Source organism: Bacteroidota bacterium (assembly GCA_018266755.1).
Classification (GTDB): domain Bacteria; phylum Bacteroidota; class Ignavibacteria; order Palsa-1295; family Palsa-1295; genus JAFDZW01.
Window position 1 is genome coordinate 309541 of sequence record JAFDZW010000002.1, and the last position, 24655, is coordinate 334195.

Annotated in this window: 16 protein-coding genes; 10 read left to right on the top strand and 6 right to left on the bottom strand. The window is 55.2% G+C overall.

What is annotated here, in order from left to right:
* Positions 1 to 189 precede the first annotated feature (189 nt).
* Entirely contained in the window at positions 190 to 657 is a 468-nt protein-coding gene (locus JSS75_03830) for a hypothetical protein (protein ID MBS1902811.1), read from the top strand.
* 393 nt (positions 658 to 1050) lie between these two features.
* On the top strand, positions 1051 to 1626 hold the full coding sequence (locus JSS75_03835) for a rubrerythrin family protein (GenBank protein ID MBS1902812.1): 576 nt from the start codon (positions 1051 to 1053) through the stop codon (positions 1624 to 1626).
* A 362-nt stretch (positions 1627 to 1988) separates the two neighbouring features.
* Here JSS75_03835 and JSS75_03840 read toward each other — a convergent pair whose 3' ends face one another.
* From JSS75_03840 to ppsA, 3 genes are all read right to left on the bottom strand, one after another.
* Positions 1989 to 2435, bottom strand: a complete 447-nt coding sequence (locus JSS75_03840) for an Hsp20/alpha crystallin family protein (protein ID MBS1902813.1) — start codon at positions 2433 to 2435, stop codon at positions 1989 to 1991.
* A gap of 39 nt (positions 2436 to 2474) precedes the next feature.
* Positions 2475 to 2621, bottom strand: a complete 147-nt coding sequence (locus JSS75_03845; GenBank protein MBS1902814.1) for a hypothetical protein — start codon at positions 2619 to 2621, stop codon at positions 2475 to 2477.
* Positions 2622 to 2881: 260 nt separating this feature from the next.
* The gene (ppsA, locus tag JSS75_03850; GenBank protein ID MBS1902815.1) at positions 2882 to 5272 is read right to left on the bottom strand and encodes a phosphoenolpyruvate synthase; all 2391 of its coding nucleotides are present in this window, start codon (positions 5270 to 5272) and stop codon (positions 2882 to 2884) included.
* 282 nt (positions 5273 to 5554) lie between these two features.
* Between ppsA and JSS75_03855 the strand changes: the two genes are divergently transcribed.
* The 5 genes from JSS75_03855 to JSS75_03875 all read left to right on the top strand — a co-directional run bounded on the left by JSS75_03855 (position 5555) and on the right by JSS75_03875 (position 13811).
* A complete protein-coding gene (locus tag JSS75_03855) occupies positions 5555 to 6091 on the top strand; it encodes a hypothetical protein (protein ID MBS1902816.1) in 537 nt (178 codons plus the stop codon).
* Positions 6092 to 6259: 168 nt separating this feature from the next.
* Complete coding sequence (locus JSS75_03860; GenBank protein ID MBS1902817.1) at positions 6260 to 9163, top strand: IPT/TIG domain-containing protein; 2904 nt, start codon at positions 6260 to 6262, stop codon at positions 9161 to 9163.
* Between the two features lie 223 nt (positions 9164 to 9386).
* The gene (locus JSS75_03865; GenBank protein ID MBS1902818.1) at positions 9387 to 10982 is read left to right on the top strand and encodes a hypothetical protein; all 1596 of its coding nucleotides are present in this window, start codon (positions 9387 to 9389) and stop codon (positions 10980 to 10982) included.
* A 183-nt stretch (positions 10983 to 11165) separates the two neighbouring features.
* Positions 11166 to 12311 (top strand): T9SS type A sorting domain-containing protein, encoded by a 1146-nt coding sequence (locus JSS75_03870; protein MBS1902819.1) that lies wholly within the window; start codon positions 11166 to 11168, stop codon positions 12309 to 12311.
* Positions 12312 to 12362: 51 nt separating this feature from the next.
* Complete coding sequence (locus JSS75_03875) at positions 12363 to 13811, top strand: NADH:flavin oxidoreductase (GenBank protein ID MBS1902820.1); 1449 nt, start codon at positions 12363 to 12365, stop codon at positions 13809 to 13811.
* A 54-nt stretch (positions 13812 to 13865) separates the two neighbouring features.
* Here JSS75_03875 and JSS75_03880 read toward each other — a convergent pair whose 3' ends face one another.
* Together JSS75_03880 and JSS75_03885 are read right to left on the bottom strand one after the other, a co-directional pair.
* Entirely contained in the window at positions 13866 to 15743 is a 1878-nt protein-coding gene (locus JSS75_03880; GenBank protein ID MBS1902821.1) for a S9 family peptidase, read from the bottom strand.
* A gap of 206 nt (positions 15744 to 15949) precedes the next feature.
* Positions 15950 to 17776: a S9 family peptidase gene (locus JSS75_03885; GenBank protein MBS1902822.1), complete on the bottom strand. Its 1827-nt coding sequence runs from the start codon at positions 17774 to 17776 to the stop codon at positions 15950 to 15952.
* Between the two features lie 285 nt (positions 17777 to 18061).
* On the opposite strand from JSS75_03885, the gene JSS75_03890 reads away from it, so the two are divergent.
* Positions 18062 to 18364, top strand: coding sequence for a hypothetical protein (locus JSS75_03890; GenBank protein MBS1902823.1), 303 nt, complete (start codon positions 18062 to 18064; stop codon positions 18362 to 18364).
* Positions 18365 to 18438: 74 nt separating this feature from the next.
* Here JSS75_03890 and JSS75_03895 read toward each other — a convergent pair whose 3' ends face one another.
* Positions 18439 to 19128 carry a CADD family putative folate metabolism protein gene (locus JSS75_03895; GenBank protein MBS1902824.1) on the bottom strand — a complete coding sequence of 230 codons (690 nt, stop codon included), beginning with the start codon at positions 19126 to 19128 and terminating at the stop codon, positions 18439 to 18441.
* 260 nt (positions 19129 to 19388) lie between these two features.
* Here JSS75_03895 and JSS75_03900 point away from each other — a divergent pair, with 260 nt between their 5' ends.
* Both JSS75_03900 and JSS75_03905 read left to right on the top strand, forming a co-directional pair.
* Complete coding sequence (locus tag JSS75_03900; protein MBS1902825.1) at positions 19389 to 21260, top strand: hypothetical protein; 1872 nt, start codon at positions 19389 to 19391, stop codon at positions 21258 to 21260.
* Positions 21257 to 24655, top strand: coding sequence for a choice-of-anchor D domain-containing protein (locus tag JSS75_03905; GenBank protein MBS1902826.1), 3399 nt, complete (start codon positions 21257 to 21259; stop codon positions 24653 to 24655). The genes JSS75_03900 and JSS75_03905 overlap by 4 nt, the downstream gene beginning before the upstream one ends.

The window sequence follows — 24655 nt, forward strand, 5'->3', positions numbered from 1 at the left end:
AAGTGTCGTATATACCTCACCTGTTTGGTAATTCACAACACGATATTTACCATTGCCGTACGAATGGCACTGACATACATTGAGAACGTTGAATGGGGCTACGTTCCAATGCATGCCACCGTCAAATGTTAAATGGATCGTGTTCGAATATCCTGGTGCAACAGCAATTCCGGTAAGACGATCGGAAAAATGAATGTCGACTACACGGTAAGGCGTCTCGCACTGCTGTTTTATCCAATGTTCCCCACCATCAAAGGTCCGAAGAATGACACCAGAATCTGTAGCCGCTACGGCATGCAACGAGTCGATCTGTTGAATCTGGGAAAATCCTCGCCCAACATCAGTAAATGTCTGTGGAAGGTCAATATTTGGCTGTTGCTCGATCCAAGTCTGGCCGGCATCGGTGCTGCGAAAAAAGGCAGGGGTCCATGTCGGGCCATCGTAGTCAACGATCTCGGCTCCGACAATACAGACATTGCCAGAGCACGACGCACGATGGAAGTAATACCGGACTGCCCCTATCTGGTCGGTATGCACAACATGCCAACGGGGCTGAGCCTTGATACCGCTGACTGCAATGATACAGAAAATCAAGAAATAAATTCGAACGGGAGCCATGAGCATCTCCGAGTGCATCGATATTATGATAGTTGCTAAAGTGACGCACGAACGATACGCAACGTTCCATACATGGGAAACAGCTCCATGCAATATAGCACCCCGACACCACTTCGGCCGTAGTGGCTCCGTTTCAACTCTATTTCTGCGGTCATTCTGAGCAAAGCGAGGAATCCCTGCGGCGGAGACTCACTACGTTTCATCAAGGGATTCTTCGCTTTGCTCAGAATGACTGTTGTGTAAGCCATCCGAACGGTGCCACCATCTCATCCGCTGTGAACTTGTTTGAGGCAAGGAGGAAGACCCGCTGTTAACATCCTTTACTCCCGGCGTCGCTCGGGTTCGCGAAGTGCCGAATGCTCGCGCGATTGGCCATTCCATCCGCTCGGCACGCTTCTTGAACACTCCTTCCCCGTAGAAAGGAGTACCACGATGCCTACGCTACAAGGATCACGGACCGAAGCGAACTTGCTCAAGGCATTTGCCGGCGAGTCGCAGGCCAGAATGCGTTACGATTTCTACGCATCGCAAGCCAAAAAAGAAGGATTAGAACAGATCTCCGCGATCTTCCTCGAGACCTCGGCAAACGAACGCGAGCATGCGAAGCGGTTCTTCAAATTCCTTGAAGGCCGCGCGCTCGAGATCACCGCAACCTATCCGGCCGGCAAGATCGGCACCACGCTCGAGAACCTCCGCGCGGCTGCCGAAGGCGAGACCGAAGAATGGACCACACTCTACCCGGAATTCTCGCGCATCGCCGAAGAAGAAGGCTTCAAGGAGATCGCCTCCGCGTTCAAGCTGATCGCCCGCGTCGAGCGCGCTCATGCCGACCGCTACAACAAGCTCTATTCGAATCTCGAAGAAGGCCGCGTGTTCGAGCGTGAGGGCGTGATGACGTGGAAGTGCCGCAACTGCGGCTATCTGCACGAAGGCCGCAAAGCGCCGGAGGTCTGTCCCGCCTGCATGCATCCGCAGAGCTTCTTTGAGTTGGTGGACGAGAATTTCTGAGCGAGTAGCACTTATCTTGTCATTGCGAGGAATCCGCGAAGCGGATGACGAAGCAATCTGGAATGTTCGGATGCGGAAGTAAGCCGCGCGATTTCAGATTGCTTCGTCGCGCAGAAGCGCTTCTTCGCAATGACATTTTTTGTGTGCAGAGGCGAGCACGGACGCGAGTGATGATCCTGAAGGGATTCTTCGCTTCGCTCAGAATGACAGGCTACCCACCATTTATCCAGTGTTGTCTCCTTTCGATACTACACAAAAAAATAGCCCTCGCGTTCTGCGAGGGCTCACTGTACGGGGCTAGCCGATGCATGCGGTAGCCGGCCGCCGACAGTTTCATCCTTTCATCCCGGAGGATTAGGGGACTACTGAATCGGAACGATCTGTTCTTCTTCCTTCGGTTTGGAGGCGCCGTTTTTGGGAATCGTTACCTCAAGTATTCCATCCTTCACAGTTGCAACGATCTTATCTTTCTTGAAGCCCTCCGGAAGTTCGAACTGACGGACGAATTCGCCGAACGAACGTTCGACACGATGATAGTCCTTCTCTTTCTTTTCTTCCTTGCGTTCTTTCTTGCCTCGGATTGTCAGAATGCCTTCCGAGATCGAGATCTTCACATCTTCTTTCGTCATTCCCGGCAGTTCGGCCGTCAGATACAGATTCTTCTCATCTTCCGACGTATCGACCTTTGGCATATATTCCGGTTTCTCGAACGTGGTGGACACCGGCCACTTGAAGCTTTCGAAGAAATGCTTCATCTCATGTTCTGCGCTCTCGAGCGAACGCCACGGATCAAATTTCACGAGTGACATGACCTTGCTCCTTTTGTTGATCGTGTTAATAGATCGTCATTAAAAGATCGGAAGATGTACTGTCGGATCGATATGTGCCCACGGTTCGTCCGTATTCTGCTGTTTTGTCTCGGCCTCATGTGCTGCTGTCAAGACGGCAGCATGAGGCGCTCCGACTGCAAGAGGCTGCGATGTGGTGCGCGCCATTTCGGTACTCCCCGGTGATCGGCGCAACGTTCGTGCACCCTGAACGACGAGGGGTGCACAAAGAAACGCTAACGTTGTGTGCGGTATCATCGGAGTATCCTTTCAAACAGTACATCTTATCCGCGTACACGCATGCATCTTGCAAACTGTGTGCCACAACAGATTCAGTCACAAACTCAATCGCTTACCGATAGGCCGTCGACTGTACGTGTATTGATTTTTACATACCGACAATAATTTTCCTCACTGCCTATCGTGTGTTACACCACACGTTCCGCCTCGACCATATTTTCGATTCCACGAAGTAACGCATCCGGGTTGAACGAGATACTGTCGATTCCCTGCTCAACGAGGAAGCGTGCGAACTCGGGCCAATCGCTCGGTGCCTGACCACAAAGACCGATCTTTGCCCCGCTTGCTTTGGCCGTATGAATGACCTGCGCGATCATCGCTTTCACGGCATCGTTGTTCTCGTCGAACAGGTCGCTGACAATCGCCGAATCGCGGTCGAGACCAAGCGTGAGCTGCGTCAGGTCGTTCGAACCGATCGAAAAGCCGTCGAACACTTCTGCGAACTCACGCGCGAGGATGACATTGCTCGGGATCTCGGCCATGACATAGATCTCAAGGCCATTCTCGCCGCGCACGAGGCCGTGCTTCGCCATCTCCGCGACAACTTTCTTGCCTTCGTCAACAGTGCGGCAAAACGGGATCATCAATTTGACGTTCGTGAGTCCCATCGTTTCACGGACTTCTTTCATCGCAAGGCATTCGAGTCGGAAACCGTCGCGATATCGCTCGTTGTAATACCGCGATGCCCCGCGCCAACCAAGCATCGGATTTTCCTCGTCGGGCTCGAACTGCTTACCGCCGAGAAGATTCGCATATTCGTTACTCTTAAAATCGCTCATTCGAACAATCACGTCATGCGGATGGAATGCTGCGGCGATCGTAGCAACCGCTTGGGCCAGACGCTCGACGAAGAAGCGCGTTTTATCGGCATACCCTGTTGTCAACGAATCGATCTCTGCTTTCACCACAGAGTCGCGAAGTTCGTCGAACTTCACCAACGCCATCGGATGAATACGGATGGCATTCGTAATAATAAACTCGAGACGCATCAATCCCACACCGCGGTTGGGATAGAATGACAAGCCAAATGCTTTGTCGGGGTCGCCGACGATCAGCATGGGCGCCGTGCGCGGCATGGTGACAGAGTTGAAGTTGATCGTCTGTTCACTCCAGTCGAGCTTGCCGTCGTATATCTTCCCGGTCATTCCTTCGGCGCAAGAAACAGTGACGATGCTTCCGTCGGCGATCGCACTTGTTGCATTAACGCATCCGACAACAGCGACGGCGCCGACTTCGCGTGCAACAATCGCTGCATGGCTGGTGCGTCCGCCTTTGTTCGTGACAATGGCGGATGCTTTTTTCAGGATAGGGTCCCAGTCGGGATTCGTAATATCGGTCACCAGTACATCGCCGGGTTGCAGCGCATCGGCGTCTGTCGGCGAGAGGATGATCCGCGCCGTCCCGGCTGCAAGACCGGAACCGACGGCGCTCCCGCGTGCGAGCACGTTTCCTGTCGACGTCAGTGTATATGTTCGCTTTGTGTACGGATCGCGTGACGAGTGAACGGTCTCGGGCCGTGCCTGTACGATGAAGAGTTCGCCGCTGACTCCATCTTTCGCCCATTCGATATCCATCGGCCGGCCGTAATGCTCTTCAATGCAGACGCACCATTCGGCGATGTGTGTGATCTCCTCGTCGCCAACTACCCAACGCGAGCGCTGTTCAACCGGCGTGTCGGTGTTCACCGAGCCTCCACCCGGCGCAAAGACCATCGTCTTTGCCTTCGTCCCGAGCGTCCTCGACAGTATAGCCTGCTTTCCAGCTCGGAGCGTGGGTTTGAAGATCGTAAATTCGTCAGGGTTCACCGCACCCTGTACTACATTTTCACCTAAGCCCCATGCGCCGTCGATGACAACGACGTTGCGAAAACCGGATTCAGGATCGAGCGTGAACGCAACACCCGAACTTGCCAGATCGGAACGAACCATTAATTGGATCCCCGCTGAAAGCGCGACTTTCAGATGATCGAATCCGTTATCGACACGGTACTTGATAGCACGAGCACTATAGAGCGACGCAAAGCATTGATGCACTGCACGGACAATGTCATCGGCGCCGCGGCGATTGAGAAAGGATTCATGCTGCCCGGCAAAACTCGCGTCCGGCAAATCCTCTGCCGTTGCGCTGCTGCGAACGGCCACAGCGACTTCCCGACCGTAACGCTCGCAGAGTCCGGCGTACGCTGCGGTCACTGCATCCGCAATGGCTGTCGGCATCATGGCACTTTCAAGTAAGGCATGTGTCCGCTCCCCGACCTCGTTGAGATTGTCGAACGTCGTAGTGTCGAGTGTCGCGAGTTCTGCACGCAACGGAGCCTCGAGGGTATTCTCGCTGAGGAAGAGCCGGAAGGCATCGGCGGTCGTGGCAAAACCATCCGGCACTCGTACACCGACGCCCGCAAGCGAACGAAGCATTTCTCCGAGCGATGCATTTTTGCCACCGACGATGGCGACATCACGGTTCGTGATCTCGGCAAATGGCAGCACGAGTGTCTGCGCGTGTTCCGGGCGGTTGTTCATGGCATTGAATAGATATCGACGTGTGATATACGCAACATGTAATGCAATTTACGTGCAGAACCGTCTCTGTATCGTGCCAGCGTCATTCTGCCACATTGCGCGTGACAACACGCGATGGAAGCACGGCCTCTGCAACTCCTCGGTGACAAGATTTCTTTCGGCTCGCATTGCCATGTGTCAATTGTGTACGCGGATAAGCATTATTTCTAGTGGCACGGAATTTGTGTCGATCTTCTCAGCGACCCCACCCTCGCAGCATAAATAGAAAGGGAGGAAAGGGAAATGAGACAGCTACTATTCCTCGCATTGATCGCCACGACGCCGATCCTGCTCAACAGTTGTACCGTGAACAAGGACTTCTCGTTTGGGCTCGATAGAGAGTTCGTCGTGAATAACTACTCGTCAACGACGTACTCGCGAAGCGATACTGCAGATGCGAACAAAGCAAGTTCCGATTTTACAAAGTATAAGTCCGACATGCAATCGCTCGAAATCGAGCGCGCAACATACACAATCACCTCGTTCAGCGGATCGGCAACCCAGACGATCGTCTCCGGTTCGCTAGCCGTAAGCGACATTCGCGGCGGGACAAGCATCACACTGGCATCAATTAGTAATGTCAACCTATCTAGTGTCGCAGCAATGACCCAGGAGCTGCCATTATCTGACGCGGGGAAGCAATTCTTCAAAGACCAATTACTGGGCTCCGCGGGCGCAGCGATCCTGACATTCAGCGCTACGACGAATGAAACACCGATCACGTTCACGGTACGCTTCCACTTCGATATCAAAGCTACGTACGAGAAGTCGTTCCCGTAGGCGGAGATGACGATACGCACGGAGGCTGCGCGTGACCGGTAGATGAACCGACGGCCGGTGTGCTCCCTTTCGCACACCGGCCGTAGCGGGCATTCAATAAGACTTGCGTTGTTGGTCGATTTGAAGGAGTCGCTGGAGGCTCCACGTATGAAAAGGCAGCATCGAATCGTGCATACAGGGATCTTGCTCGCGCTTGTCACATATGCACTGGGCTTTCTCGCATGCAACGAAAGTGTAACGAATCCTCCGGAGAACAGCGGCGGATCTATCAAGACCGGCGAAGAGATTAGTGTTGCATCGCAGAGCATCTCACAAAGTGGCGGTATCGTCACTGTCTCGGCACCGGGCAAGCCGGTCGATGGGTTACAGATCATCGTACCGGCAAATTCATTCACAGAGAGCCGCACGGTTTCCGTCAGCTATGCACCGGTCACGAGCCATTCGTTCGGCGACTACTTCAAACCGGTCTCGCCCTTGATCACAATCTCAAACGGCGGCGGGTATGCCGATTCGACAATGCTCGTGAAGATACCGGTGACACTCGCGACGGGCGAGATCCCAATCGCATTCTTCTTCAACGACAAGACCGGCAAGCTTGAACCGATACCGGTCGCTTCGTTCGATGTATCGAGCGTCACAATCATGACGAAACACTTCGACGTCTCGGGCATTGCTGCCGGACTCGCCGGCAGCAAGCATGCGCAACCGAGCACCCTGTCGAACTATGCGAAGCTGATCGTCAGCGGGCTCTCGGAAGCGATGTTCGCCGATCTCACTTCCAAGGTCACCGATATCAATACCGGCTACGAGCCGGGTATCGACGACTGGGAATTCGTCAATAACGGATCCTACTTGCCCGATGCGCGCGCCGGTCACTGTGCGGGCCAGAATGCATCCTCTATCTGGTACTTCTTTGAGAAGAAGAAACAAACCGCGAAGCAACTCTACGGACAGTTCGACCAGGTACACGTCGCCCCCGACAAGATCTGGGAAGACAATCCGCTCGGATACCATATGGCTTCAGCGTTGCAGACGAAGCTCGACTGGACGAGTTACTCGCTCAAACTCTACGAAGAGTATGTCGGCATGCAGGACGATTGGACCTGGAGAGCGCTGGTCGTGAGCATGCTCCTGTGCAAAGAACCGTTTGCGATCGGCGTGTACGGGATGCACAATGGCGCCCGGGCCGGCCACGACCTCACTGCATACCGCATCGATATTCCTGCCGGTAAGATCTACATCGCCGACCCCAATTTCCCCGGCAACAAGACGAGGGAGATCCTGTACGCCAACAAGCGATTCGGCAATTATCTGTCAGGCTTGACTGCGGCTCAGTCGGACATCACGTTCACTGACATCAAGTTCAATGCGAAAACAGCCGTGGTCGACTGGAATGTCATCGGCCAAACGTGGAACGATGTGATGGTCAACAAACAAAACCCCGGGTACCCGGCGTACTCACTCCGGGTAAATGACGGCGCAGGGTACCCGCTGACCGATGGTCTGAAGACGGATCTCGATACGCTCGACTTCAATGCAACGTGGTCGCAAGCGGGGAGCATCGAAATGACGGTGTACGATGCAAGCGGAAATCGGATCTCCCCCGTTCCGGGCCAGCAGTATCCGCTCGTGAGCCGGGATACCATCGTGCTCAAACCCGGAGAGAACAAACTCGGGATCGCGGTCTTCGGCTCCGCCGGTGGATTTATGTACTACATCGACTTTCAATGGATCACGGTGACCTACCAAGCGTCCTCGCTTCGTATCGATCCTGCGACGATGAAGGGATCGAAGGACTCGGACTACGTGTGGCATGCCGTCTTTGAATCGAAGCCCTCCCGCGCACGCTACGAATGGGACTTCGGCGACGGCAGCGCAAAGTATATCCTCACGAACGATACGAACGGTTACCATCGCTACAGCGCTGCCGGTACGTATACGATCAAGCTGGAGGTGTACGATCCGAGCACGTCGGTCAAACTTGGCGATGCCACCGCCACCGCAACGATCGGCGCCGGTTTCGAGATCACCTCGGTCGTACCGGACAAGGTATCCTACGCGATGCCGGTAACGATCAACGGCTCCGGCTTTGGGGCGACGCAAGGTACAAGTTCGGTGTTGCTCGCCGGTATGGCACCGGAGAGTATCATTTCCTGGAGCGATACGAAGATCGTTGCAACGATCCCCGATGTAACAAGCGGGTCGATGACTGCGCAAGTGATCGTTGGCGGACAAGCAAGCAACACGAAGTATCTGACTCGGATGTACCCCAAGATCACATCGCTCTCGAAGTCACACGCGAAGCCGGATGAGCTCGTCGAGATCCGCGGACAATATTTCGGCTATAAGCAGGGTACGGCGACGTTGTATCATCGATACGAATCGCTCGGCTGGACGATCGTGACGTGGAGCGATACGGTCGTCACTGCATTAGCAGCCGATGCGACGACGGATTGGCACTATGGGTTTGGGAATCTCTATCTGGCTCGCACCGGATGGGGGATGTCAACGATCGAGTTCACTCTTGACGAGGACGTGTTGCGTACGCTCCACCGGCTGAACTCCTGGACTACGTTCTCGTTCGCCGGCTGGCAACTGATGTACACGTCCTATCCGACACCGCATGAAGCCTATCAAGGTTTATGGATGAATATCTATAACAAAGACTTCAATCACACGAAACAGCTTGTCTGGAGCGGTACGGCGTTTACGTTCACCTTCACTCAGACGAGCGGAGGCGGCACATATAATATCACTCTCGACGGCACGGTCTCGGACGACGGAACGATGATCAAGACGATTCACGGCCTCTACGAATTCAACTATCAGGATCAGTCGACCACACAAGACCATCACTACGAATATCGGTTCACCGACATTCCGCTCAAGGAGAGTTATCCGAGCGGACCATGGGTCGAGTTCGACCTGACCGGGTCGACGGTTCGCGATCACATAGTGAGCGTGGTGTATTCGGAATCGACGAATAGCGTCCTGCAGGTGGAATATCGAGGGACCGATTGGACAAGCACACAGTTGATTCCCGAGATCAAGTTGCGATTCGAAAAACAGTGACTCGTTGTGCGACGGTGAGCGGTGCCCTGGCAGGGAATGATCAGGGAGTGGCGACTCTTCTCGTGATGTGGATTGGAGACAAGAATCGGAGGTGCACCGTCAAGTTTCTTGCTTCCGACATGGGTGATCGTGCCTCAGAGATACTCGGAAGCGGCATATCCATACTGGCATAATACTTGCACCTCGTTTCCTATTATTTGGGGTCTTTACAGCGGAGGATAATATGCGTACACGTATACTTGTTGGTTGTGCACTTAGTCTTGCCATGGGTGTGATTAGTTGGTCACTACCGGCATTCGGTCAAAGCAACCTCGACGGTATCTGGCAGACATACAATCGCGCGAATTCCGAGATCAACGCCGATAGCGTCATCGCCATTGGCTTTGATGGCAATGATGGCGTCTGGTCGGCCACGCGCTATGGCGCGCAATCGTTCATTGGTGGTATCTGGACTGATTATGTCGATCTCACGAAGATCCCTTCAAAGGATATTTGGGAGATCCAGGGTGTTGGCGGCACGGTCTATTTCGGGACGCGCACCGGCCTGACCGGATACGACGGATCGACATGGACGACGTACACGACGACGAACTCGGGTTTGGTGAATGCCCCGGTGCTCCGTCTGGCAGATGACGGGAGGGGTCAGTTATGGATCGGCACAGCGCGCGGATTATGCCGGCTTGGTACCGACCATCTCATCAGTTCATTCAAGCACGACGTCGTGCCGGTGATCCCGGATAATGGCATACAGGATATTGCAACCGGCCTCAATGGCGACATTTGGCTGATCTTCATCGGGCCGAGAGGGTTCGTGAGATTGCCGGGCGGATCGGGTGCGCTCGGTACATTCATCCGGCAGGATACCATTTCCAATATGCCGAGTGAAGCGATCACGTGTATTGCCGTCGATCACAGCGGAAATGTATGGGCAGGTATGAAGAGCACAGGCGTTGTGCGCATCAGTGCGTCCGGCGGTACTGTGTTCAACGCAGGCAACACGTCTGCCATCCATAGCAATATCATTAATAAGATCGAGGTCGACCAATGCGGCAATGTTTGGGTCGCAACGCAACACGGCACTGCCATGTATGACGGCGCAACGTGGACAGCCATCCCGACCGAAGCGGCGCACGTACCGAACGATACGATGCTGACGATCTCCGTCGATGGCCGCGGGCATATCTGGTTCGGGTCCTACGGCGGCCTCACCGTCTTCAAGCCATTACCCCAGGCATGTACGCTCATCACGCCGCTGATGGATATGACCATGAACGCCGACAGCGTGCTCTGCCAGTGGGACTGGAATTGCCCAGGCATCACAAAGTACTGGTTCGAGATTGCGGATAACCCGGATTTCGTGAATTCGGTAATTGATACAGTAAGTCCCTCGCTCACTTCGAGCGCCAGCCGGTGGAATCGCGGAATCGCGAACAATTCGACTCACTTCTGGCGGGTGAAGGCGAAGAACGACGCCGGTTGGGGTCCGTTCAGTCCGACGTGGGTGTTTCACGTCAGCTTCCCCGATGCCGTCCCGACGCAGCCGATGCTCAGCATTCCGAGCAGTCTCGGCCAGAACTATCCAAACCCATGCTCCGAGCGAACGGCGATTGACTTCTATGTCGCAACGCATGGGCGCGTCACGCTGACGCTCTTCGATCTGCTCGGACGCGAATACTCGCAGCCGTTCAATGCGGTCGTCGGACCGGGTTCGTTTACGATCCCCGTCGATCTGACCGGTATATCGGCAAACGGACCGGTCTTCTATCGGCTCGAAGCTGGCGGCACAACCTTTGAGCGAATCATGACTGTGGTGCACTGATGCAAAACAGGTCCTAAAAGTGGCCTTAGAAAGTCACGTACAGCCCCGGCATCCGCCGGGGCTTTTTTGTGCGCGAGTCCGGTGTAACTATCGCGCCGGAGCGAGGTTCTTCCAACAGTATCGGTGGTTGCCGATCGTTCCGGCCGAGCGTTTGTCTCAATTCGCTTCCACATGCTTGTGATGATGCTGAAACATGCTTACTTCCTGATGCTCCTCGTGGTGCAGTTGACATGCGCCACTGTTCTTCATGCACAGATCTCGAGCAGGTACGTCTGCGAACGTCGTTCGGCGCCGTTCGTATCGCTCGCACCCACCGCCAATGCGATCTTCCCCGATGAGATCACAAACTTCGCGGGAAACGTTGACCTCGATGACGGCCTCAAGCACGATATCCCGCTCGGCTTCACCTTCGATTTCATTGGCAATGCCTACTCGACGGTCAACGTGTGCACCAACGGTTGGGTATCGCTCGGACCGAATGCACCGACACCGACAATCACCAACGACTGTGTCAACCTGTTCTTGCCTGCCGGTCCGAACAACGTGCTAGCGCCGTACTGGGGAGATCACTTTGTCAGAACACTGGCAGATGACAGCTTCGGTTTCAGACGGACAAGCATCCGCTACCAGACTGACATGGCTGCGGATCCGAACCTCAACGGAGAGCCGGGTCAGTTCTTACACGTCTTCACTCTGGAATGGAACACACTCAATGTGAATGACAAGACCGACCCGCTGAGTACGGCAACATTCCAGCTTAAGATCATTCAAAACCCGATGGCCCACGACTTGACGACGCCGGACAACCGCGCAATCATAGAGTTTCACTACGGACCGACCGGATCGGCTTTTCATCCGGCGGGCTGCACGGTAGGGATCGAAGACAGCATTGGATCTTCGTTCATGAACGGGCTATTCCCTTCTACGGTGGCGAACGGCGACTCAACCCGACTCAGCCACAGCCGGACAACCGAATGCTGGCCACCGGGCTCATGCGTGGAGGGCACCGTCATTGTCTTTACACCGCGTCTTTCCGATGCCTCCGTCTCAGATGGCACGGGTGCTCAGAACATCGAAGGGACAACTGCCTTTCCTAATCCGTGCTCCTCGCGGACACAGATCCGTTATCGGCTGCCGAACGCGGGACGAAGCAGTCTCACCGTATTTGACGCGCTCGGGCGTGCCGTCGTCCACAAGATCCGCGACGCTTCGAATCCAGGGCCTCATAGTGTTGCCATCGATGCGAGCACACTCTCAAATGGTCTCTATCGATACCGAATCGAAACTGGCTCGGCCATAGTGTTTGGCTCCTTCGCCGTCGAGAAGTAGGGCCCGTCTGAGCGGGGCTTTTTTGTGCACATCGAGTGTTGCTAACCCTCGATGTACGAACACCTGCTATCCCCGCTGAAGATCAATTCGATGACCGTCCCGAACCGGCTTGTCGTGCCGGCGATGGTCACGCGCCTTTCGGGCGAAGACGGCCTTGTCAATCAGGCGATCACCGATCGCTACGTGCGCTTCGCCAAAGGCGAGGTCGGGCTGATCGTCGTCGAAGCAATGAGCGTACATGGCGCCAAGAGCGGTCCCCTCCTGAAGATCGCAAGCGACGACTTCAAGCCCGGACTGACCGAGCTTGCAACGCGCGTGCACGATGCGGGCCCGTCAATGATCGTCCCGCAGATCATCCACTTCCTCAAGATCGCCCGCTCGGGTTGGCGCCAGAAGATCGAAGACCTCTCGCGCGACGACATCAAGCTCATCATCCAGCAGTTCGGTCAGGCGGCGGTGCGCGCACGCGAGTGCGGGTTCGACGGTGTCGAGCTGCACATGGCCCATGCCTATACAATGAGCTCGTTCCTCTCGCGCAAGAACAAACGCCCCGACGAGTTCGGCGGGAAGTCGCTCGAGAACCGCTTGCGCGTACCGCTGCAAGTGGTGCAGCATGTTCGCAAGATGGTGGGCGACGACTTTGCTGTTGGCGTTCGATTCCTCGGCGAAGAAAGCATCAAAGGCGGTTACACGACGGAAGAATCGTCAGAGATCGCTGTGCGCATGGCAGAGACGGGTGTGAACTACATCTCGCTCTCGGCCGGCGGCAAATTCGAAGACGCCGTACACAAAGAAGGCGAAGTCTTGTATCCGTACACAGGCTACAGCGGCGACCGCTGCATGCCACCCGCCGAATACCCCGACGGCTACAACCTCCACATGCCCGAAGCCGCGCGGCGAAAACTCCGTGCAAAAGGGCTGACGACACCCGTCATCGCAACTGGCAAGATCTCCACGCCCGATCTCGCCGAAGAAGTCTTGAAGAACGATCGCGCCGACATGATTGGTATGGCCCGTGGATTGCTCGCCGACCCTGATGTGATCAAGAAGGTCCGCGAAGGCAAGCGCGACACGATCGTCAAGTGTATCTATTGGAATGTCTGCAAAGCGCTCGACGAGACCTTCCATGAAGTCGTCTGTGGCCTCTGGCCGAAGGGGTACCAACACGCGCCGCTGAGCGACGACACGATCGCGCCGACGTGGCAATCGGCCGAACCGTTGAAGGTCTTGGCACGCACGAATCAGATCCGATTGAACTGGGAGAAGGCCGTCGATAACGAACAGGTCGCAGGCTACGAGATCTGGCGATCGGAAGACGACGGCAAGCACTTCGAGCATATTTACTCGGTCACGGTCTCGATGTACTCCGACAACCTCGCGCAATCCGGTCGCAAGTATAAGTACTATCTGCGAGCCTACGACCTCGCAGGCAACAAGAGCGAGCCGTCGAATGTGGTGAACGTCGAGGTACCGATGCGCATTGCGCTGCTCGACGAGTAGTCAGTAGCCAGTACTCAGGTGGAATGCAATACCTGACTACTGGCTACTGACTACTTAGTACTCCCCTAAATGCTTTGCCAAGAATCCTTCCATCGCTTCATATGCCTCGATTCGATTCTCTTCATTATGGAAGCCATGACCTTCGTTTTGCTTGACAAGGTAGGGGACATCGATGCCACGCTTTTTCAGTGCTTCGACGATCTGGTTCGATTCATTGATATTGACACGCGGATCTTTCGCCCCTTGGATCACCAGCAGCGGCGAGGTGATCTTATCGACATGAAATACCGGTGAGACGTCGTGCATCATGACCGAATCTTTCACCGGATCACCGACCATCTCATGGAACATCTCGAGGTACGGTTTCCAATACGGGGGGATCGTGCCAAGGAAGGTAAAGAGGTTCGAGACGCCGACATAGTCGATCCCACAGGCATAGAGTTGTGGGGTTAGCGTCATTCCTGCTAGTGAGCAATAGCCGCCGTAGCTTGCGCCGTAGATGGCTACTCTCTTCGGATCGGCGATACCTTGATCGATGAGCCACTTGACGCCATCGGACACGTCGTCCTGCATTTTCTTTCCCCATTCTTTGAACGAGGCTTCCCAGAACGTGCGGCCGTATCCAGTGGACCCGCGGAAGTTCATTTGTAGGACTGCATAGCCGCGATTTGCGAACATCTGCACTTCACCGTCGAACCCCCACTCGTCGCGCGCCCACGGTCCGCCGTGCGGATTGACGATCACCGGCAGGTGCTTCGGGTCTTTGCCGTTGGGAAGGGTCAGGTACCCATGGATCGTGAGACCATCACGGGAAGTGTAGGTGATCGGTTTCATCTCGGACATGTCATGTTCCGGGAGCCACGGAGAGACGTCAGCCAGCTTCGTGAGTGTGTTGCTCGCGACATCGTACGAATAGTACGATCCACGTGTGCGGTCGTTGTAGGTCCGAACGATAAAGACCGACTCTGCCGTATCGGCGGAGTTCAGACCGATCTCATATCCGGGCAACTGTTTCTCAATGTCCTTATAGATCGACTCCGTAACCGGATCGAGGAATTTCCGTTCGTTCTTCCACGTCGTGTAATCAATGACGGTCAGCACTTTGCGCTTACGCGAGTATCGCAAGCCTTCGACATCCACATCCGGGTGCGCAAAGATCTGTCGCATCTCGCGTTTGTTCACGGGGTCGTAGATGATGATGGCCTCCTTATCGCGGCCGATGTTGCTCGATGCATACAGGAAACGGTTGTCGAAGCTGAAGAAAAGCGGGGTCATGGACTCTTTGAAGTTCGTCGTCACGATCGGCTGAAACCCGTCGTTCTCCGATCGCCGGTACAGGACCGTGCTATTGACACCGTCGGTCGTGACGGCGACGCGTATCTTGCCGTTGTGATCGGCGAGCCAACTGGAAATATTCCCTGGGTTCTCTGCAGCAAGCGTCATTTCACCGCTCGTAATATTGATGCGGTATACGTCGAATATCTCCGGATTGCGCTTATTCAACCCGACCAGCATTTCATCCGGTCGTTCGTCGAGCGCATCGACAATCTGGGCACGCACACTATCGAACGGAGTCAGATCCTTGAGGTCGCCGCCATCGCGATTAACCGAGATGAGATGGAAATTTTCGTCTCCCGATTTGTCCTTCAGGTAGACGATCCGGTCGCTCGACTTCCAGAAGTATCCTGCCATATCGCGCGCCGTCTCGGAGGTGATCCGCTTGGCCTCGCCGCCGCCGACGGGCATGACGAAAATATTCATTCGCTTCTCGTATGGCGCCAGATACGAGATCCACTTCCCATCCGGGCTGATTTGATAGGATGAGTGTTCCGGATTGCGAAAAAAGTCTCGAATCGGAATGCGCGAGGCGTACGCGCCGAGCGGCACGAAAACCACCAACAACACGAGAAGAACACGGTAGCGATGGTACATCGATGTGCATAGAATGATGAATGCTAAGCGTACTGTACACGTGGAGGATTTGTTTCATACGCCGACACGCAGATCGCCAGGCTCCGCGAATGGATAAATTCGTGGACGGGAGAGCAACGAAGGCTACTCCTCTCACCGTTCGGAGAACCGAATGAGCTTAGCCCACGACTTCAGCCGTGGGCTACCTATCGAATACCGGTACGCCTTCAGTTCAAATGCTTTGCCAGGAATCCTTCCATCGCCTCGTACACTTCGAACCGGTTCTCCTCGTTGTGGAACCCGTGGCCTTCGTTTTCTTTGACCATGTAAGGTACGTCGATACCGCGCGCTTGTAGTGCGGCGACGATCTGGTTGGATTCTTCGATGTTCACGCGTGGGTCCTTCGCGCCTTGAATGACAAAGAGCGGCGCTTTGATCTTATCCACATGGAAGACTGGCGAAGCAGCTCGAAGCAATTCCACATCCTTCTCGGGATCGCCGACCATTTCGTACATCATTTCCAGCATCGGCTTCCAGTAGGGCGGGATCGTCTTCATGAAGGTGAAGAGATTCGATACGCCGACGTAATCCATGCCGCATGCATAGAGATCCGGCGTGAACGTCATTCCCGCCAGCGTACAATATCCGCCGTAACTGCCACCGTAGATTGCGACACGTTTGGGGTCTGCAATACCTTGTGCGATGAGCCACTGCACACCGTCAGTCACATCGTCTTGCATTGCGCGGCCCCATTGCTTGAACGATGCCTCCCAGAATTTCTTGCCGTACCCGGTCGAACCTCGGAAATTCATCTGGAACACCGCATAGCCGCGATTGGCAAAAAACTGCACTTCCGGATTGTATCCCCATACATCGCGATGCCACGGTCCGCCGTGCGGGTTGACGATCACCGGAAGGTTCTTCGCCTCTTTGCCCTTCGGCACGGTAAGGTATCCGTGAATGGTGAGTCCGTCGCGCGAGGTGTAGGTGACCGGCTTCACTTCGCAGAGGTCGTTCTCGTCGAGCCAGGGGCTGACATCGGCAAGCTTCGTAAGCGTGTCGGTGTTTTTCTCGAAGAGATAGAACGAACCGAGTGAGCGGTCGCTGAACGTACGGACGATCATCACGTCCTCGTCTTTATTTTCGCTGGCGATCGTGACTTGATAATTCGGCAGCAATTCCTGGAGCCGTGCAAAGAGTTTTTCGGTCGCATGATCGAAGAAGTGCCGCTCGGTTCGCCACGTCGTGTACGTAGCGTGCGTAATAACTTTGCGCTTACGCGAATAATGGAATCGCGTAATATCCACTTCCGGATGCTGGAAAATCATTTTCTTCTCTTCGCCGGTTGCCGGATCGACGAGCACGATCGCTTCGGTGTCGCGGCCGATATTGCTTGCACAATAGAGGTTCGTATTATCGAACATGAAAAAGAGCGGGCTGATCGAATCACGAAAATTCGTACTCAGGACCGGTTGGAAGGCGTCTGCTTCCGTTGCACGATACAACAATGTGGTGTTTACGCCGTCGGTCGCTTGTGCGACACGTAGTTTCCCGTCATGGTCGGTGACCCAATGCGTGATGTTCCCCGGGTTTTCTGCGATCATACTCATCGCGCCGGTGGTCACATCGATTCGATAGACGTCGAAGATCTCTTTGTTGCGCTTATTCATCGCAATGATCATCTCGGTCGGGTGCTCTTCGAGATCGTCGACGACCTGAACGGTCACCTGCTCGAACGGCGTAAGGTCCTTGATGTCGCTGCCATCGACGCTGACGGAAACCAGATGAAAATTCTCATCGCCGCCGAAATCCTTCGCATAAATCAGCCGGTCGTTCTGCTTCCAGAAATATCCGGCCATATCGCGGGCCGTCTCGCTCGTGAGGCGGCGTGCTTCCCCGCCTGCTCGCGGACGAACGAAGATATTGCGCCGACGCTCGTAGGGTGCGAGGTACGAGATCCAATTGCCGTCGGGCGAGATCTGATACCCGGACTGGTCGGGATTGCGGAAAAAGTCTTTGAGGTCGTACCGTTTCGGGGTGTTGTTCTTGGCCATGGATTACAACAATCTATAATGCAATCGCAGGATAACGCTTTCGGCGAGAAGGCCATTCCGAACCGAACGGAGGGGTTGTGGCTCAGTTTGAAACGGTGTAAGGAGCTGTCATTCTCAGCAACGCGAAGAATCCCTTTGGCGGTGCCTCATAGGGTTTCATCAAGGGATTCTTCGTTTCACTCAGAATGACGATTGAAATACAACCAAAACCGAGCCACTACCAACGGAGGAACGGGTACTCATGATGGGAGGTTGTCTCATGATCAACGCCTACTTACACAAACTATGAGCCTCTTCAAGATGACCGCCGAGCAACGTGCGGACCAGGACGTTACTACCCGCTTGTTCGTCTCCTATATCGGGACGATGCTTATCGCTTCACTGTGCGTGTACCTCGCAAAGGCGTTCGGGATGGGAATAGAATCGCTGCACCAGAAGGAAGGTGGCGTGCTGCTCCTTTCTGCGATAACAACGCTGAGTACGGCGGCAAACACCCTCCGATGGCCATGGAAGACGATCGTGCTCGTGACGATCTTCGACGGTCTGCTCGTCGCCACTATTTCACTGGTGATCGGCATCAATTTCTAACCGCATAATTGTGTGGCAAACAAAAAGCCCTCGCAGAGCGAGGGCTTTTTCGTATGATCGCGTAGTACGTACGCTCAGTTCATCGACGGGCAGACGATGTTGTTCTCGCGGACGACGCCGGTGAGCATCTCGTAATATGCCTTGGCGCTGGCGCGGGCTGCGGAGATCGCAAGCTCTTCGTCTTCCTTCGTCGTGATGAGCGACGCAAGCATATCGCGTTCTGCACGGCGATGGACGATATCGGCCTCTTCGTGTACTTTGAAGAACGACAACCCGTAGTCGCTCTCGACACCGTAGAATTTCTTCAACCCTTCGATCTTCGTGGTAGAGACCTCCGGGATCTGCGACTCATACGCATAGAGTGCCGCTACACCCTCGAGCGTCGAGCCGTTACGGCAAAGACCCATGAGGGTCCCGTCGAGCGACGCGGTTTCGGCGTAGGGCTTGGCGGCACGAACATCGGTGCGATCCGAGCCGAGCGATTCGCTGAAGCGAAGCCACAATTCCGGATGATTTTCCTCGCCCCACTCTTCTTCGAGCAGGTTCTCGAGGAGCTGTTTGCGTACCATCGGGTCGTCGGCGCCGCTGTGGACGGCCGAGACGTAGCGCGGGAAGTTGCGCTCGAACTGGTAGTACTGCTTGGCGTATTCCTGAAGCTGCGCGTTCGTCAGGGTGCCGGCATTCCAGGCCTGATAGAACGGGTGGTTCAGGACGTTGTATTCGGCGATAACGGCATCAAGCCGCGTCAAGAAATCGGTTGCCATGCGCGTGATACTATTGTTTGGGTGAAGAAACGAGTAAACACAAAAATACGCAGAAAGATCGAGCCCTGTGAAGAAGTTGACCGTTGAGTGTTACAAACCGGGCATTCATTTTGTCATCTATATGGGGAAATCGCCGCAGATACGTCGCTCGATGCCCCTGAGGCGCCCCAAACCGACGCGGAAACCTATCGCAGCGGTCGGGACATAGTAAGAGAGGGAGTAATCTGTACTCGAATCTTTCACCGGAGGCTACACTAACTGTGAAGCGCGTTGCTTCGATATTTCTCGTCTATATCGGGCTGTGTTGTCTTACCGTGCAGGTTGCGTCGGCTCAGTGGAGCACGATCGGCACCCGGCGGTTTTCCGCATTCGATATGGTTACCCCGCACCACGGACTCGCAGCAACGAGCGATGTGGGCCTTCCGATCCTATGTTTATACGACGCCGACACCATCGGTGGCATCCTGACGCTCTCGAACGTCGTCACCTCGATTATTGCCGTCGACAGCAATACCGCCTACTTTACCGTTCGCAACGACGGACTCTACCAGGCCACAAATCGGTGGACGACCTTCACGAAGATTTATTCGAGCGACTCGCTAACACTCCTTGCCGTTGCGGGGAAGCACGTGATCGCCCGTTCGAACAATCATGTCATCTATAGCAACGACGGCGGCCAGAGCTTTCAGAACGTGAATGGGCTCCCTGTTGCGTTTTTGCCGCTGCAATTTATTTGGGCGGTGACGGCCGTCGGCACACAATCGTTCGTTGCGGTGGACGTCGGGGATATATATCTCTCGAGAGATGGCGGCGCCAACTGGACCACTGTGCTCAGCGGCCTGACCGAGATGCGCTCAGCGTATTGCGATCACATCAATAATATTGTGTATGTCGGCGGTGGTGCCCTCTATCGGTCACTTGATAGCGGAGCACACTGGCAAAAAGTCCTGAGCCCGATCTTCGATCTCAAAGGCGCTATCGCCGGGACGAACGATTGCACCGGTGCTCTGTATATCGGCCCTGATCACCACACCCGTGGCGAGCTACTGCGCACGACGACGCTCGGCAAATTCTTTCAGTCGGTCGGGGCCGCAAATCTTGCTTCGACGAGACAGTTGCAGATGGAGGTCTTCGACCGCGGTTCGACGGTGTTTTATCTCGACTCCAGCGGCATCTTGTCGGTCACACGAGTCGGTGTCGATAGTACGGTGACGGATCTGGTGGCGTCGCAAGTGCAACTCACAGTCGATACGACCTTGCATAATGCCTTCTGCCCCAATGCCGTCGCATCGAAAGCAACATTCCACGTTGGTTACAACGAATGTACCGCAATCAGAATCGACAGCATCAAGCTCGTCAAGCCGAACCCCGCATTCGCCATCGGCTTCGTCCCGGTTGTACTCGGCGACAGCTCGATTGATGTTCCGTTCACGTATCGTGCCCGCTCCGAGAATCCCGACAGCGCACGATGCCGGATGTGGTTCCATTCGACATCCTCCGGGAATCATGAAACGATCGACTTCATGCTTCGCGGAATTCCCGATCTCGGTCAGGCGGGCTTCACACTTTCGACATCGACACTCGATTTTGGCAAAGTGCCGGTCGATTCGACAAAGCGGTTCTCCTACACGGTTACCAACAGCGGCTGCGATACGCTTGTGATCGATGCCGTGGCATCGAGCGACCCGTCGGTGTTCATTCTCTCGGGCAGCAAGTTACCGATCGTACTTGCTCCGGGCGGGAGTACGCCTACCTCTGTCGGGTTCAAACCGCACGAAGGCCGTCAGTATCTTGAATCCGTGAACATTCACACGAATCTCGGGATGCGCTTTGTCGTGCTCAAAGGCATCGGTGTCAGTTCGCCGGACGATACGCTGTCGTCGGCATCCTCGACAGCGTTGGCAACCGACGTTGCGATCTACCCGAACCCTGCCACCGACTGGGTGAGAATCCCCTGCGATCCGTCACATCTACATGAGCTTCGCATGTTCGATGCGCTGGGCCGTTCGATCCCATCGCTTATCCGATCGTCCGATGCATCAAGCATCACGCTTGATATTCATTCCTTGCACGCTGGTACATACTCCGTCGTACTCGGTACTCGCATAGGGATGCGATTCATCAAAGAGTGAAATTCATTTCGTTCATATCGCTCTGCCTGCTGCTCGTCATCTGTCGGACGGAGGCCTCGGCGCAACATTGGACGAAAGTACTCAGTGTTCAGTCGGTCGGCAGTGCCGGGGCATTCACGAATGCCGATCACGGATGCATCGGTACCGGTGATTATTCGAGCGGCGCGGCGATCCAGATCTGGTTTACCAGTGACGGCGGCGCACACTGGACCCGCTCGCTTCTGCCGAACATGCGTCTCAATGGGCAGGTTACCGACATGGCCTTTCGCGACGAACTCAACGGGTGGGCGACGATCCAGGAATCGATCGAACACGGATGGAGCGGTCTCTATCGTACCTACGATGGCGGCCGAACCTGGCAGTTGTGGACGCAAGCGACATTCCCCGTCTCAATCAGGATCACCGGTCGCGGCATTTTTTATGTCGAACGTTATGCGGGCATCAAGCGCTCGACCGACGACGGACTGACATTTACGAACATCCTCTTTTCCGGCGGTGCACTTGGCCTCGACTTCATGAACGACAACGTCGGGATCATGACGACCGAAGGCGACCCAAGCCAGCCATACTATACCACCGTCGATGGCGGCCAAAACTGGCTTCCCTATCAGGCCAGGCGTGAATCATGGGGAGCATTCGCCGACCCTGCATCCAAGAAGCTCTTCTTTTCGAGCGAGCACGATATTCCATACCCTGGTTCGCAGTCGTTCGTCGGGATGAGTTCGAACTTCGGTGTGACCTTCCAGCAATCGTATCTTACCGATTCGACCGATGGCCTCACCGGTGGTATCTCGGGCGCTCGCGGTTGCCGTTCGGTCGTCTATATTCAGCGCCAGTATGCCGCGCGCGGAAATACGAATCTCGACGACGGCATGCTCCGCAGTACCGACGGCGGTCTGAAGTGGGTACCGATCGGAGGCCCCTACAATTACAACGACAAACGATTCGCGGTCACCGGCCGCGGAGCAGTCGTCTATGCATTCGATCACGTAGGCGGAATCTGGAAAACAAGCGACGGCGGCGACGGGACACTCACGCCGTCGGTCCTCAATTCGTTCAAGGTCATTTCAATCGGCAGCTCGGGCCCATTGAATGCGACAGTATGCGACAGCGCCTCCGTCGTGTTCAAGTTTAATTATGCCGATTGCGACAGTGTGTCGATCATCGGCGTCGAATTTCCCGATGACTCGCTGCACGAACTTTCCTCGCCGCATCGTCCCCGATTCTTCGGGTATGGCGGTTCATCTGTCGATTCGGTAACGATCCGATTCAAGCCGGTCGCAAGTGGGACAAATACCAGAACGATCCGTTTTAGTATTCGTCAGGCCGACGGGTTCATCCAGGACACTATTGTAACGATCACGATCAACGCCTTTCCCTCACCCGAGAAATTATCGATTGCGGAAGTAGTCGGCGATTCGCTCGGGTTTGGTGAAGCAAGTGTCTGTGGTGGAGACTCCGTACGAACGATCACCATCTCGAATCTCGGATGTACCGGCCTATCAATTGTAAACGTGCAAGTTCTCGGCACCTCATTTTCGTTGCGATCGGGCTTCACCCCGTTCGTGCTCGACCCGGGATTCTCGAAACAATATCTGCTGCGTTATAAAGCAACACTGGTCGGACCGGAGGTCGGAGCGCTGGTGGTGACGACTGCAACCCAATCGGATACGACCTCATTACGCGGCATCGGGAAAGCGGGGCAACGATTACTCGTCCTCTCCCAACCGTCGATTACGAGCACGATCTGCGACTCTGCGCTTGTAACGATCCATCTTCGCAATTTCTCTTGCTCGTCTGTTCGTATCGATTCGATGACCGTGCCCGACCCATATCGGCTTGGCGCCGTCACACTGCCGGTCTCGATCCCAACGGATTCACAAATCACTATTCCGCTTCGCTTCGTCCCCTCGACACCCGGCACATATTCGCTCCCCATCGTTGTACATGGCAAAGACATCAACGAAGCGTTCGATACGAACCTAACGGTGACGGCGGTCGCCACCGAGGGCACGGCATCCTACTCCTATTCGCCCGATCATATCGATTTCGGTTCGGTCTCGGTGTGCTCGGCACGCGAGTTTACCGTGACGGTTGTGAGCACCGGTTGCGATACACTGGAGATACCGGTGGATACGCTTGGCGGTGCCGATACAGCAGCATTCCACATCACGGCGGACGTCTCGACCCGGCGAGTGCTTGGTGGCGACACGATTCGCATCACCGTTCGCTTCCACCCGTTCGTAAAAACCACGTACAATACGACGCTTCATATCACAACGAACGTCGGTATGATCGACATACCGATGACAGGGACCGGATCGTCGGACCCCGGCGTACTTTCGCTCGGCGATGCGACACTTGGGACCATCCTTACTTGCAACGATACTACGTTTGCGATCCGATTGGAGAATACGACCTGCGACTCGCTTGTGTTCGACTCGCTACGGATCGAAGGAATCGCCAGTGCCGACTTCGCGATTGCCGCAAACACACCGCAGCCGCTCGCGATCGGGAGTGCTGTCACACTCGGCGGAAGATTCGCACCACTTACCGGCGGGAGCCGTGACGCAATCCTGCACTGCTATTTGCACAAGAGCGATGGCTCGACCGTAGAGGTCACGTCACAGCTTCATGGCGACGCATTGCAACCACAACCCGTGCGCATCACACTCAATGCAGGTGCCATCACATCGGTACCCGGTAGCGTCGTCTCGATTCCCGTGGAAGTACTCGATACATGCTATGTCGATGTTCGGACGGTGCGCCTCGTCCTGAAGCTCAACACCGATCTGCTCACCCCGACGGCATTCGTCACGACAGGATCGATCATGCAAGGGATGAGCATTCGCAGTTTCGCAGCCGAAGGAGATACGGCAAGCGTGCTGCTCGATGTTCCAGCGGGTCAGCACCTCGCAAGCGGATTGTTCGGCACGATGATCTGCTCGACGTATGTCACCGACACCAATTTCACTCCGATCACGATCGCAGCGTTCGATCTTCAAGATGCTAATGGTGCAAGTGAGTGCCTGCCGACGACACTCGCAGCCCAGTCGCAGTCATCGTTCACGCTGTTGGGAGAATGCGGGACGAACGTACTCGAACAATATCTCCAGCACGGACCAAGTGCGATTTATATCACCGGTATCGTCCCCAATCCTGCGCATCGGACAATCATGATCCATGCTCGTGTTCGAGGGGGTCTTGGTGAACCGATCGTGATCGATATTATCAACGATGCCGGAGCGATTGTGCAATCACAGGTCGTTCAACCGCCGACCGCTACAGCGGTGATCAGCGTACCAATTATACTCGAAGGCGCATCGGGGCCGCGAACCGTGCGTATGCGCAGCGGCTCGTTCGAAGCGAATGAACGATTCCTCTACTTGAAATAA